The sequence below is a fragment of the Arthrobacter sp. B2a2-09 genome (assembly GCF_027587375.1).
GTDB lineage: Bacteria > Actinomycetota > Actinomycetes > Actinomycetales > Micrococcaceae > Arthrobacter.
Genome location: NZ_JAMXIC010000049.1, coordinates 1 through 11,027, shown reverse-complemented (window position 1 = coordinate 11,027; position 11,027 = coordinate 1). Strand labels below are relative to the sequence as shown.

The following is an 11,027-nucleotide window of genomic DNA, read 5'->3' as shown; positions in this document are numbered from 1 at the left end:
GATTCCTGGTTCTCGCCCCACGCGATTAAACGGACTTGCTATGAGCCCTTGGTACCGTTCCAGCCTGACACGTAGGGTTTCGACGACGCTCGCTCACTTATGTCGGCCACATGCCGGAACCACCTTCGCATCGAGGGCAGGATGGTTCTCAATTCTTGGGCTATATCTGAGCGAGGGTTGCTGGAGAGGGGGCTATATGTGAGCGAGGGTTGCTGGAGAGGGGGCTATATGTGAGCGAGGGTTGCTGGAGAGGGGGCTATATGTGAGCGAGGGTCGCGTGAGTTAGCCCCTCGGGCTGCGGAACTTGGCGAATCCCCGCCACAAACCGTAGACAGCGCCTCCGACAGTCGCGGCTTTGAGGCCGAGGGTGGCTGCCCGGCGGCCGGAACGGAAGTCGTAAACAGGCCAATTGTTCTCCCGTGCATGGCGGCGCAGCCCGGCGTCGGGGTTGATGCACACCGGATGGCCCACCAAAGTGAGCAGCGGGATGTCGTTATGTGAATCGCTGTAGGCCCAGCAACGGTTCAGGTCCAGGCCTTCTTCGTCCGCTACGCGCCGCACGGCCACGGCTTTGGCTGGCCCATGGAGGATCTCGCCCACCAGCCGGCCCGTGTAGGCGCCATCTTCTACTTCGCCCACGGTGCCCAAGGCGCCGGTCAGGCCGAGCCGAGTGGAAATGACGGTGGCAACTTCAATGGGCGTGGCGGTTACGAGCCAGACCTTCCGGCCGACACGCAGGTGCTGTTCTGCCAGGGCCTTGGTACCAGGCCAGATCCGCGACTCGATCATCTCGTCGTAGACCTCTTCGCCCAGCTCCTTGATTTCGGACACTTTGATACCGGCCGCGAGGACCAGCGCGGAATCCCGGACGGAATGGACGTCCTCCATTTTTTCGCCCCGCAGGACAAACTTGAACTGCTTCCAGGCGAATCCCGCGGCTTGGGAGAGAGTGAAGGCCTTGCGTTCATACATCTTCCGCGCAACGTGGAAGAGGCTGGCACCCTTCATGAGGGTGTTGTCGACGTCGAAGAATGCGGCTTCGCCGTGTTGCTGCGTTGCAGCAGGCGCGGTGGCCACAACGGCGTTCTTCTCGACGGGCATGCCATGAGTCTAGTCAATCGCCCGGCCTCCTGCCGTTCGCGGAAGTGCCAGAACGTTCCGCGTCGAGGGCTCTTCGGGTTGCGCGGCGGCTGTTCTCACGCTTTGCCGACGGTTGCGCGAAGGCTGCGTCGACGCTGAGGCGATACCGTTGAACCATGCCAAATCCCGACGTCGTACTCCTCACCAAAGCTGACTGCCACCTTTGCGCCGCGGCGCGTGACGCCGTCGAACGCGTGACCTCAAGCCTTGGGCTCAAGTGGACGGAACAGTCGATCGACACCGACCCGGTACTGCGCGAGCGTTACGCCGAGGAGATCCCGGTGGTGTTCGTGGACGGAATCCAGCGGGATTTCTGGAAAATCGATGAAGCACGATTGGTGCGGGTCCTGAAGAAGGCCATCGCCGCCTGAACATGCGTGCAGTGCTTTGTTGGCAATAGAGTGGGAAAACAAAGCGACGCAATGGAGAAGAACGTGACTGCGCTGGAACCGTCCGCCGAAGCTGTGCCCGGGGACAAGGACTCTGCCGCGAAGCAGATACCACCCGCGGCTGTGGCCCGGATGACGCTTTACCTGCGCGCTCTGAACTCCCTGCTGGGCGAAGGCGTGGAGCGGGTTTCCTCCGAGGCGTTGGCCGAAGCGTCGGGAGTCAGTTCGTCCACTTTGCGCAAGGACCTCTCCTACGTCGGCTCCTATGGAACACGTGGCGTGGGATACGAGGTCCAGTACCTGAGCCGGCACATCGCGGCGGCGCTCGGCCTGACCCACGACTGGAAAGTGGCCATTGTGGGCGCCGGCAACCTTGGCAAAGCCTTGGCACGGTACGGCGGATTCGAGTCGCGCGGTTTCGACGTGGTGGCGATCCTCGACGCCGATCCCATGGTCATCGGGAACGAAGTCGGCTGGCTGCGGGTCAGCGACGCCGCGAATCTTGAAACGGTCCTTCAGCGGACCGGCACCAACATGGTTGTCCTGGCCCTCCCGGCCGCAGTGGCTCAGGACGTCTGCGACCGCGTGATCGGCGCCGGTATCCGCAGCATCCTCAGCTTTGCTCCCGTGCTGCTGCAGGTTCCGCCGTACGTGAATCTGCGCAAGGTTGACATGGCCACCGAGCTTCAGATCCTGGCGTATCACGCACAACGGGCGCAGACCCCGGGCCAAGCCATTTAGGCCGGGCCGGGTCTGCGCCCGTTGCTGGTTTTGTTCTTAGCTATAGGTCTAAAGACTTAGCGGCCGTACGGCGCCTGGCCGTAAGGGTTGGCGAACGGCTGGGCCTTCCGGAAATACGGCGCCGAGGCAGGCAAGTACAGCAGCACGATCGCGGCGATGCCCAGGAGGATGGTGATGGTGCCCATGCCGATCTGGGTCAGGCCCAGCAGGGAAATTGCGGCAAAGACTGTGCCCAGGATGCGGGCCCAGTTCTTCCCCTTGCGGACATTGAACGCAACCAGTGCGTAGAGTCCGGCGAAGATCACCGAGAAAATAACCAGGACGGTGACCAAAATGTTGATAAAGCTGCTGGTGTCTATGCCAGAAGCGTTGGCTCCTTGCGCCGACAAGGCCTGATCCAGCATATTCTTGCCCGCCGGCGAGTTCAGCGAAGCGATGGTGAAGGGAATGCCGATCAAGGTCAGCAAACCGGCGGCCAGCATGAGCCAGAAGGAGATGTTGACCAGCTGGGGGACTCCCGACGTCGCAGCGGGCTGCTGGCTCGGCCAAGTGACCGGGCCGCCCTGGCCGTACTGCGGGACGGGAGGCTGGCCGTACTGCGGCTGCTGGGGTGCCTGCTGGCCGTACTGCGGAGCCTGCTGCCCATACTGGGGCGCGGAAGGCTGGCCGTAAGGGGGCTGTTGACCCTGCTGCGGGGCTTGCTGGCCGTACTGGGGCTGCTGACCCTGCTGCGGGGCCTGCTGGCCGTATTGCGGTGTCTGCTGCCCGTACTGCGGAGCTTGTTGACCGTATTGCGGCTGCTGACCCTGCTGCGGTGTCTGCTGGCCGTATTTCGGCTGCTCAGGGGTGGGATTTTCACCCGGAGTGGACGGCGGGTACGGAGGGGTGCTCATGGCATTCCTTTGGGTGTCGACTGCAGATACGGCTGCCGGGTGCAACGTGCCCTGCCCCCAGCTCGGCTTAATTCCACCGTACCCCGATGGCACAGCGCTGGTGATGATTCACGGTAAGAATTCTCGCTGAACAAGGTTCGGCGGATCTCCCTTGAATCGTGCGAGGGCAATCGTGCGAGGGCAATCGTGCGAGGGCAAAGTGAAGGCCGCGGGGTCATTGGGGGACCTGCCGCGGCCTTCGGCCATAGGCACTGCGTTGTTCCTATACGAAGTGCTTCCTGGACTCCGGAAGCCACATCAAGACCGCGGCCGCGACGGCTACCGCCGATCCGATGAAGTTGAGGTTAAGGGTAGCTACTTGGACCAGCAGGGAAATTACCGCAAACGCCCCCAGGATGGTCAAGACAAGGCGTGCCCAGCGGGAGCCCTCTTTGAGCCGGATGGCAATGAAGATGTAGAGGGCCGCGAACACCAGGCTGAAAATCAGGCCCACAATACCCGGGCCGACCATCATCTCCCCGAAGAGCCCGCGCAACGTGAAGATGTTGATGAAGCTGGCAAGAACACCCAAAGCGGCGGCCGCGACCCACAACCAGTAGGAAATGGTCAGCTGCTGCGGCACACCCGTGGTGTCCCGAAAACGCTGCGCGACGTTGTTGAAGTCGAGTCCGAAGGTGTTCCGTGCCGGGGCCGCGTAGCCGAGTCCTGCCGGCGGGGCGCTGTTAGGGCCAGCTGGCATGCCATAGGCGGGTTGGCCCGGCTGCTGGTAACCCGGGCCTGGCTGCTGGTAACCGGGGGCGGGCTGGCCTGGCTGCTGGTACGAGGGGGGTGCTTGGTAAGAAGGGGGAGCTTGATATCCCTGCGGAGGCTGGTAACCCGCAGGAGGGACGTTGCCGGGCTGCGGTGGCTGAGCTCCGGGCTGCGGTGGCTGGGCGCCGGGCTGCTGAGGCTGAGGAGCTTCGTCTGGGTTACTCATGGCATCACTGTAGACCTGAGGTTTAAGGATTCATAGGAAATTCTTGGCTAATTCGCCGCTAAGTATCGGCTTTTGGCCGAACAATAGGCGGGTGACACCGCAAGCAACGAAATGGCGCCTCCGGGGCTGCACACGGGATCGTGTGCGGCCCCGAAGGCGCCATTCAGGACAGGAGCCGGGTGAGCTCCGGGAATCCGGTGGATTAGGCGGCAGGTGCGATGAAGGCCAGTTCGAGGTTGATGACAACCTTGTCGCTGACCAGCACGCCGCCGGCCTCAAGCACTGCGTTCCAGGTCAGGCCGAACTCCTTGCGGCTGATGGTGGTCTCACCGGAGACGCCTGCACGGGTGTTGCCGAACGGGTCAACGGCCACGCCGTTGAACTCGGTCTCGATGGTCACCTCTTTGGAGACGCCCTTGATGGTCAGATCGCCCACGAGGTCGAAGCTGTCGCCGTTGGCCTTGACGTGGCGGGAGACAAAAGTGATTTCCGGGAACTTCTCCACGTCGAAGAAGTCCTCGCCCTTGACGTGGCCGTCGCGGTTTGCGTCGCCCGAGTCGAAGCTGGCGGTCTGGATGCTTGCGGCGACCTTGGAGTCGGCCAGGCTGCCGCCGAGTTCCAGCGTGGCCTCGGCCGCGGTGAACTGGCCGCGGACCTTGCTGATGCCTGCGTGCCGGACGGTAAAGCCGATCTCGCTGTGGGAGTTGTCAAGGGTCCAGACGCCGGTGGTGACGTTTGCGGGAAGAGTCATGGGGTTCTCCTTGGGAAGGTGTGGTCGTAGCTTCATCGGGCGTTCAGTCACACTTAGTTGAAGTGTCAACCGAACCTTGTGTCAAGTATAAACATGCAAATGCATCTTTTATTCCACCTTCAGGGAACATTCTGAAGAAACTTTCAGTTCTACGAAACGTAGAAGATTTCAGATCGCCCGCCTTCTTTGAGAAACTGGTAAACATGCCCCAAGCAACTGTCCATCTGCTCCGCCATGGCGAGGTCTACAATCCCGACGGCATTCTGTACGGCAGACTGCCCGAATTCCACCTCTCCGAACGCGGCCGTGAGATGGCCAAGATGCTCGCGGAGCACTTCGCTGCCCGCGTCGCGCAGGGGGCGAACATCGTCCACCTTGTCTCTTCACCGCTGACGCGTGCCCAGGAAACCGCCCTCCCCACTTCCCAGGCGTTGGACCTTCAGATCCACACCGAACCGCGGATCATCGAAGCCGAGAACCACTTCGAAGGGCTCAAGGCCAGCATCTCCGAGTTCATCAAGCCCAAGCACTGGTTCGAGTACCGGAATCCGCTGCGTCCGTCCTGGGGCGAGTCTTACCAGGACCAGGTCACCCGCATGCGTGCCGCCGTCGAGGACGCCCGGCTGAAAGCGATCGAGCTCGGCGGCGATGGCGCGGAAGCCATCCTCGTCAGCCACCAGCTTCCCATTTATGCCACGCGCCTCAGCGCGGAGGGCCGACGACTGTGGCACGATCCGCGCAAACGCGAGTGCACGCTGACGTCCCTGACCTCCCTGGTGTTCGACGACGGCAAGGTTGCGCGGGTGGAGTACAGCGAACCCGCAGCCGTGCTGCTGCCCGGTGCCGCGAGGACCCCCGGAGCATGACAATGGACCACAACACCACCAGCCGCAAGACCGGCGGCCAGAAGATCAATGCAGGCTTGACTTCGCGACGCAGCTTCCTCGCTGTCGGGGGCGTGGCACTCTCCGCATTGACCATGGGCCTGTCCGCCTGTGCCCAGGAAGACGCCTTGGCCCAGCAGGCCAAAGCCGGCGACAACAAGAACTACGTCGCCGGGGACGGCTCGGTGACCGAATTCGCCAAAGCGGACCGCAAGGCCGCCGTCGGGATCAAAGGAACTTTGTTTGACGGAACTGCCGTGACTCCGCAGGACCTGCTCGGCAAGGTGACCGTCCTCAACTTCTGGTTCGCCGCGTGTGCGCCGTGCCGGGTTGAAGCGCCGATTCTTGAGGAACTGCACCAGGAGTTCAAGAGCAAGGGCGTCCAGTTCTACGGTGTGAACCTCCGGGACGAGAAGGCCACGGCCGATGCGTTCGACCAGACGTTCAAACTCACGTACCCCAGCTTCAACGACAAAGACGGCGCTGTGCTGCTGTCCGTCTCCGGCATTGTGCCTCCCGGTGCGGTGCCCACGACGCTGGTCCTGGACAAAGAAGGCAAGGTTGCCGCCCGCATCCTGGGGGAGATCGAGAAGAGCACCCTCAAGGCACTCATTACCACCGCGGTTGCCGAGTAGGTGGCCCCGACAGCGTGAACAGCCCTTTCGCCGAGACCATCCTGAGCGGTTCCTTGCTGCTGGCCATCCCCGTGGCTTTGCTGGCCGGACTCGTGTCCTTCCTGTCGCCGTGCGTCCTGCCCTTGGTACCTGGCTACCTTGGCTACGTGACCGGGCTGACCGGCGTCGACCTCCAGAAGCAAAAGCGCGGGCGCATGCTCGCGGGAATCGGCCTGTTCGTCCTCGGATTCTCCGTGATTTTTGTCCTGCTCGGTGGTGCCTTCGGCCAATTGGGAACCCTCATCACCGGCCGGCAGAACGCCTGGATCACACAATTGCTGGGCGTGCTGGTGATCATCATGGGGGTCGTCTTCCTGGGCGGCTTCGGGTGGTTGCAGCGTGACGCCAAAATCCATGCCAAACCGCCCGCCGGGCTGTGGGGCGCCCCTTTGTTGGGCATCACCTTCGGACTCGGCTGGGCGCCCTGCATTGGTCCCACCTATTCCGCAGTCCAGTTGCTGAGTCTTTCCGGTGGATCGTCCGCCGCGAAGGGAGCCCTCCTGGCGTTTGTCTATAGTCTTGGCCTTGGCATTCCCTTCCTGTTGATAGCCCTCGCAGTCCGCCGGGGGATGGGTGTGATGTCCTTCTTCCGCAAGCACCGCCTGGCCATCCAGCGGATGGGCGGGAGCATCCTGATCCTCCTGGGAATCCTGATGGCCACGGGAGTGTGGGGCGCCTGGGTGACCGGGCTGCAGTACTGGTTCCAAACCGATGTGAAGTTGCCGATCTGATGAGCGAGCCCGTGCAAGGTAAAAAGAAGTCCAACAAGTCCGCCAACAAGTCCGCCAGCGAGCCCGCAGCCACTGACAAGGCCGCCGGCAAGGCGATTGACAAGGCCAAGGCCGAGGCAGCACTGCCCGTCCTGGGGATCGTGGGCATGCTGCGCTGGGCCTGGACCCAGCTGACGAGCATGCGTACTGCGCTGTTCCTGCTGTTGCTCCTGGCCGTCGCGGCGGTTCCCGGTTCGCTGTTCCCGCAGCGTCCGGCGAACCCTTCGATCGTGACGCAGTACATCAGCGACCACCCGGACTACGGCAAGCTCCTGGACTCCGTGCAGCTCTACGACGTGTACTCCTCGGCCTGGTTCTCGGCGATCTACATTCTGCTGTTCATCTCCCTCATCGGCTGTGTCACGCCCCGGGCCATCGCCCACTACAAGGCAATGCGCTCCCAGCCGCCGCGGACCCCCAAGCGCCTCTCCCGCCTTCCGGAGTACGGCACGCTCGTGCTGCCCGCCGACGCCGGGATCCCGGCGTCGAAGGCTATCTCGGACGCCGCTGCGGTGCTGAAGAAGCGCGGCTACCGCGTGGACGTGCGCGACGTCGACGCCGCCATGCCCTCCTTGGGTGCCGAGCGCGGCTTCCTCAAGGAAGTGGGCAACCTGGTATTCCACACTTCGCTGATCGGAGTGCTGGTTTCGGTGGCCGTCGGCGGGCTGTTCGGCTACAGCGGCCAGCGCATCCTGGTGGAGGGTGACACCTTCGTGAACACCCTGGTGGGTTATGACCAGTTCAGCCCTGGCACCAACTTCCAAAGCAGTTGGCTGCAGCCGTACTCCATCCAGCTGGACAAGTTCGACGTGAAGTTCGACCGTGAATCGCCCGGGCATTTCGGCCAGCCGATCGACTTCACGGCAGCCGTGACCACCAAGGACACGCCTGATTCGCCCGCCAAGAAGCAGGTCCTCAAGGTCAACGACCCCGTGATGCTCGGCGACACCAGCATTTACCTGACGGGTAACGGCTATGCGCCGGTCGTCACTGTGCGGGACGGCGCCGGCAACGTCGCCATGCAGGGACCGGTGGTGGCCAAGCTGCAGGGTGACAACTACTACTCTTCGGTAGTCATCAAGGTTCCCGACGCCAAGCCGGATCAGCTCGGCTTCGCAGGCTTCTTCCTGCCGACGGCGATGGTCACGGACCAGGGTGCCTCCTACAGCGGCGATCCGGAACTCATCAACCCGCAGCTGAACCTCAACTCGTACTATGGCGACCTCGGCCTGAACAAGGGCGCCCCGCAGAACGTCTTCGAGCTCGACGTAGCCAAGCTGACTCCGCTCAATGGCCGCGGCATGGCCGACAAGGCCATCGCGATCGCCCCCGGAGGCACGTACACGCTTCCGAACGGCAAGGGCAGCATCACTTTCGACGGCGTCAAGAAGTATGTCGGCGTCGACATCCACCACAACCCCGGCCAGGCCAGCGCGCTCGTCTTCGCCCTGTTGGCCGTCGCCGGGCTGATTCTCTCCCTCTACCTGAACCGCCGCCGTGTCTGGGTCCGCACCGGAACCCACGACGACGGGCGCACAATGGTCGAGTATGGTCTCCTTGCCCGCGGCGAGGACCACAGGCTGGCCGGCGAGGCCGCCGCCATCCGCGAATTGCTGCACCGTGAATGGCTGCTCCCCACAGAACAGTCCACCGACACCGTTTCTTCCTCAACCTCGAAGGACCAGTAATGTTCCCCATCAACGAAACCATGGGCCAATACAGCGAGCTTTTCATGCTGCTCGCGGCCGGCACCTACACGGTGGCGTTCATCGCTTTCGCCTGGGACCTCGCCAAGAGCAGCAAAATGCTGAAAGCGGTGGACCTGAAAGCAGCCTCTTCGGTGGCAGCCGAGGTCAAGGTTCCGGTCGCCGCCGGCCGTGCCGGTGGAAACGACGTCGGCGGACCTGCCGGCCGCACCGAGCGCCCGACGTCGGCGACCAGCTCCGTCAGCCAGACCGCCGGCGGCGATATGAAGTACGCCGCCGAGCGCCGCATTCCGGCTCGGGTTGCCGTGGCAGTCGCGATTATCGGTGTCGCAATCCACGGCGCCGGAGTGATCACCCGTGCGATCGGCGCAGGCCGCGTGCCGTGGGGCAACATGTACGAGTTCCTCACTACAGGCGCTTTCCTGGTGGTTGCAGTGTTCCTGCTCTCGATCATTCGCCGTGACCTGCGCTTCCTGGGCACCTTCGTGCTCGGCCTCGCCGTGATCATGATGGTGGCGGCGTCCGTGACTTACTGGACCCCGGTGGGTCACTTGGTGCCGGCACTGCAAAGCTACTGGCTGGTCATCCACGTCTCCATCGCCGTGATGTCCGCGTCCTTGTTCACCTTGACGTTCGCCATGTCAGCCCTTCAGCTGGTGCAATCGCACCGGCAGAAAACCTTGGCGGCCGGCGGGGTGGACAAACTGGGCTTCATGCGGCTCGTGCCGAACGCGCTGAGCCTGGAAAACCTGTCCTACCGGATCAACACCGTGGGATTCGTGGGCTGGACCTTCACCCTCATGTTCGGCGCCATCTGGGCCGAAAAAGCCTGGGGCCGCTTCTGGGGCTGGGACACCAAGGAAGTCTGGACCTTCGTGATCTGGGTGGTCTACGCCGGCTACCTGCACGCCCGCGCCACGCGCGGCTGGACGGGAACCCGCGCGGCTTGGTTGTCGATTGCGGGCTACCTGTGCGTGATCTTCAACTTCACGGTGGTCAACGTGTTCTTCAACGGCCTGCACTCGTACTCGGGGCTCCCGCAGTAAGGCTGCTCTCCGGAAGGGCGCCTGACCGTCCTGACCCTCTTTGAATTAACGACGACGGCGACACTCCGCACTTGCGGGCGTGTCGCCGTCGTTCGCGTTTCAAAAGAGGTCAGGAAGGACACCCTCTCGTGCCAAAGGTTCAGTTGGGCCCGTCAGCTGTTGACGTCGCCGCTGTCGTCGGCCTTGGATTCGCCCTTGAGCTTGCGTTCCTTGGCTTCGAGCTCGGCCTTGAGTTTCTTCAGCCGTTCGGCTTCGGCCTGGTTGCGACGGCGGACCTCCAGGTTGCGGAGAAAGTCGGGGTCGTCGTCGGGGGCGGTGGGGTGGCTCGCCGGCTGCGGGGCGGGGCCGATGTTGTAGGGGCGGCCGATAAGGAACCAGAGAACCGCGCCGAGAATCGGCAGCAGTATCATCACCACAATCCAAGCGGTTTTGGAAATTCCCCGGGTGGCGCGGCGGTCTGTACGGATGACGTCCACCAGCCCATAGACGAACACGAGTAGGACGGCCACAACTGCAACAACGCGGAGCATACCGTCAAGTCTAGTCGCCGCCGGGTCCGGTGATAGCTGCACGCTCAGAGTGCAATCAGGCTGTGAGGCTAAACTTGATCCGTGGCTTTCCTCAAATACTCCCTGATCCGCTTGGCGCTCTTCGTGCCGCTCTTCGTCGTCTTCGCCTTACTGCACACGGGTTTGTTGCTGGCGGCGATTTTCGCGGGCCTTATCGCGTTCGCCATCAGCTACCTGTTTTTCAAGAAGCAGCGCGACGCCGCCACAGCATCCATGCGCGAACGTTTCTCCGGGCGGGCCAAGCCCATCCGCTCTGCGTTGGAGATCGAAGATGCCGCAATCGAGGACCGGTTGGTGGATGAAAACCCCGTGGTAACGGTCGAGAACGACCGGCGCCCCAAAGAAGCCTAGAAGCTCAAAGCTGAGCGAGCGTTGGGGGAAACCGGCCTATATGTGAGCGAGGGTTGGGGGAACCCTGTGTGTCAGGCTCTTGTGTGACAGGTTTTTCTGTTGGCCGGAGTCCGGCGTGTGGGGTGGGGAAGGTCCAT

The 11,027-nt window shown here is 62.9% G+C and carries 13 protein-coding genes; 8 read left to right on the top strand and 5 right to left on the bottom strand.

Annotation, left to right across the window (positions count from 1 at the left end):
• Nucleotides 1-282 precede the first annotated feature (282 nt).
• Complete coding sequence (locus NFJ07_RS25210; protein ID WP_269998813.1) at nt 283-1,101, bottom strand: HAD family hydrolase; 819 nt, start codon at nt 1,099-1,101, stop codon at nt 283-285.
• A gap of 155 nt (nt 1,102-1,256) precedes the next feature.
• On the opposite strand from NFJ07_RS25210, the gene NFJ07_RS25205 reads away from it, so the two are divergent.
• Both NFJ07_RS25205 and NFJ07_RS25200 read left to right on the top strand, forming a co-directional pair.
• The gene (locus NFJ07_RS25205) at nt 1,257-1,511 is read left to right on the top strand and encodes a glutaredoxin family protein (RefSeq protein ID WP_269998811.1); all 255 of its coding nucleotides are present in this window, start codon (nt 1,257-1,259) and stop codon (nt 1,509-1,511) included.
• 51 nt (nt 1,512-1,562) lie between these two features.
• Entirely contained in the window at nt 1,563-2,270 is a 708-nt protein-coding gene (locus tag NFJ07_RS25200; RefSeq protein ID WP_442865399.1) for a redox-sensing transcriptional repressor Rex, read from the top strand.
• Between the two features lie 56 nt (nt 2,271-2,326).
• On the opposite strand, the gene NFJ07_RS25195 is transcribed toward NFJ07_RS25200, so the two are convergent.
• The 3 genes from NFJ07_RS25195 to NFJ07_RS25185 form a co-directional block, all read right to left on the bottom strand.
• The gene (locus NFJ07_RS25195) at nt 2,327-3,163 is read right to left on the bottom strand and encodes a hypothetical protein (RefSeq protein WP_269998809.1); all 837 of its coding nucleotides are present in this window, start codon (nt 3,161-3,163) and stop codon (nt 2,327-2,329) included.
• A gap of 262 nt (nt 3,164-3,425) precedes the next feature.
• Nucleotides 3,426-4,139 carry a hypothetical protein gene (locus NFJ07_RS25190; RefSeq protein ID WP_269998808.1) on the bottom strand — a complete coding sequence of 238 codons (714 nt, stop codon included), beginning with the start codon at nt 4,137-4,139 and terminating at the stop codon, nt 3,426-3,428.
• A gap of 202 nt (nt 4,140-4,341) precedes the next feature.
• Nucleotides 4,342-4,890, bottom strand: coding sequence for a YceI family protein (locus NFJ07_RS25185; RefSeq protein WP_269998807.1), 549 nt, complete (start codon nt 4,888-4,890; stop codon nt 4,342-4,344).
• Nucleotides 4,891-5,093: 203 nt separating this feature from the next.
• Here NFJ07_RS25185 and NFJ07_RS25180 point away from each other — a divergent pair, with 203 nt between their 5' ends.
• From NFJ07_RS25180 to ccsB, 5 genes are read left to right on the top strand one after another with little or no spacing between them, the layout of a single operon-like run.
• The gene (locus tag NFJ07_RS25180; protein WP_269998805.1) at nt 5,094-5,756 is read left to right on the top strand and encodes a histidine phosphatase family protein; all 663 of its coding nucleotides are present in this window, start codon (nt 5,094-5,096) and stop codon (nt 5,754-5,756) included.
• 2 nt (nt 5,757-5,758) lie between these two features.
• Entirely contained in the window at nt 5,759-6,409 is a 651-nt protein-coding gene (locus NFJ07_RS25175) for a TlpA family protein disulfide reductase (protein WP_442865400.1), read from the top strand.
• Nucleotides 6,410-6,423: 14 nt separating this feature from the next.
• On the top strand, nt 6,424-7,179 hold the full coding sequence (locus tag NFJ07_RS25170; RefSeq protein ID WP_269998803.1) for a cytochrome c biogenesis CcdA family protein: 756 nt from the start codon (nt 6,424-6,426) through the stop codon (nt 7,177-7,179).
• Nucleotides 7,179-8,906 (top strand): cytochrome c biogenesis protein ResB, encoded by a 1,728-nt coding sequence (gene resB, locus NFJ07_RS25165; RefSeq protein ID WP_269998801.1) that lies wholly within the window; start codon nt 7,179-7,181, stop codon nt 8,904-8,906. Before NFJ07_RS25170 ends, resB begins: the two co-directional genes overlap by 1 nt.
• On the top strand, nt 8,906-9,970 hold the full coding sequence (gene ccsB / locus NFJ07_RS25160) for a c-type cytochrome biogenesis protein CcsB (RefSeq protein WP_269998799.1): 1,065 nt from the start codon (nt 8,906-8,908) through the stop codon (nt 9,968-9,970). The genes resB and ccsB overlap by 1 nt, the downstream gene beginning before the upstream one ends.
• A 152-nt stretch (nt 9,971-10,122) precedes the next feature.
• Here ccsB and NFJ07_RS25155 read toward each other — a convergent pair whose 3' ends face one another.
• Nucleotides 10,123-10,500 carry a PLD nuclease N-terminal domain-containing protein gene (locus tag NFJ07_RS25155; RefSeq protein WP_269998797.1) on the bottom strand — a complete coding sequence of 126 codons (378 nt, stop codon included), beginning with the start codon at nt 10,498-10,500 and terminating at the stop codon, nt 10,123-10,125.
• Between the two features lie 81 nt (nt 10,501-10,581).
• Between NFJ07_RS25155 and NFJ07_RS25150 the strand changes: the two genes are divergently transcribed.
• A complete protein-coding gene (locus tag NFJ07_RS25150; protein WP_269998795.1) occupies nt 10,582-10,890 on the top strand; it encodes a DUF4229 domain-containing protein in 309 nt (102 codons plus the stop codon).
• The last annotated feature ends 137 nt before the right edge of the window (nt 10,891-11,027 follow it).

What these genes read in the sequence shown, in the direction of transcription:
- NFJ07_RS25195 (WP_269998809.1), bottom strand. Translation starts at nt 3,163, where the DNA reads ATGAGCACCCCTCCGTACCCGCCGTCCACTCCGGGTGAAAATCCCACC.
- NFJ07_RS25185 (WP_269998807.1), bottom strand. Translation starts at nt 4,890, where the DNA reads ATGACTCTTCCCGCAAACGTCACCACCGGCGTCTGGACCCTTGACAAC.
- NFJ07_RS25205 (WP_269998811.1), top strand. Translation starts at nt 1,257, where the DNA reads ATGCCAAATCCCGACGTCGTACTCCTCACCAAAGCTGACTGCCACCTT.
- NFJ07_RS25210 (WP_269998813.1), bottom strand. Translation starts at nt 1,101, where the DNA reads ATGCCCGTCGAGAAGAACGCCGTTGTGGCCACCGCGCCTGCTGCAACG.
- NFJ07_RS25200 (WP_442865399.1), top strand. Translation starts at nt 1,563, where the DNA reads ATGGAGAAGAACGTGACTGCGCTGGAACCGTCCGCCGAAGCTGTGCCC.
- resB (WP_269998801.1), top strand. Translation starts at nt 7,179, where the DNA reads ATGAGCGAGCCCGTGCAAGGTAAAAAGAAGTCCAACAAGTCCGCCAAC.
- NFJ07_RS25175 (WP_442865400.1), top strand. Translation starts at nt 5,759, where the DNA reads ATGGACCACAACACCACCAGCCGCAAGACCGGCGGCCAGAAGATCAAT.
- NFJ07_RS25180 (WP_269998805.1), top strand. Translation starts at nt 5,094, where the DNA reads ATGCCCCAAGCAACTGTCCATCTGCTCCGCCATGGCGAGGTCTACAAT.
- ccsB (WP_269998799.1), top strand. Translation starts at nt 8,906, where the DNA reads ATGTTCCCCATCAACGAAACCATGGGCCAATACAGCGAGCTTTTCATG.
- NFJ07_RS25190 (WP_269998808.1), bottom strand. Translation starts at nt 4,139, where the DNA reads ATGAGTAACCCAGACGAAGCTCCTCAGCCTCAGCAGCCCGGCGCCCAG.
- NFJ07_RS25155 (WP_269998797.1), bottom strand. Translation starts at nt 10,500, where the DNA reads ATGCTCCGCGTTGTTGCAGTTGTGGCCGTCCTACTCGTGTTCGTCTAT.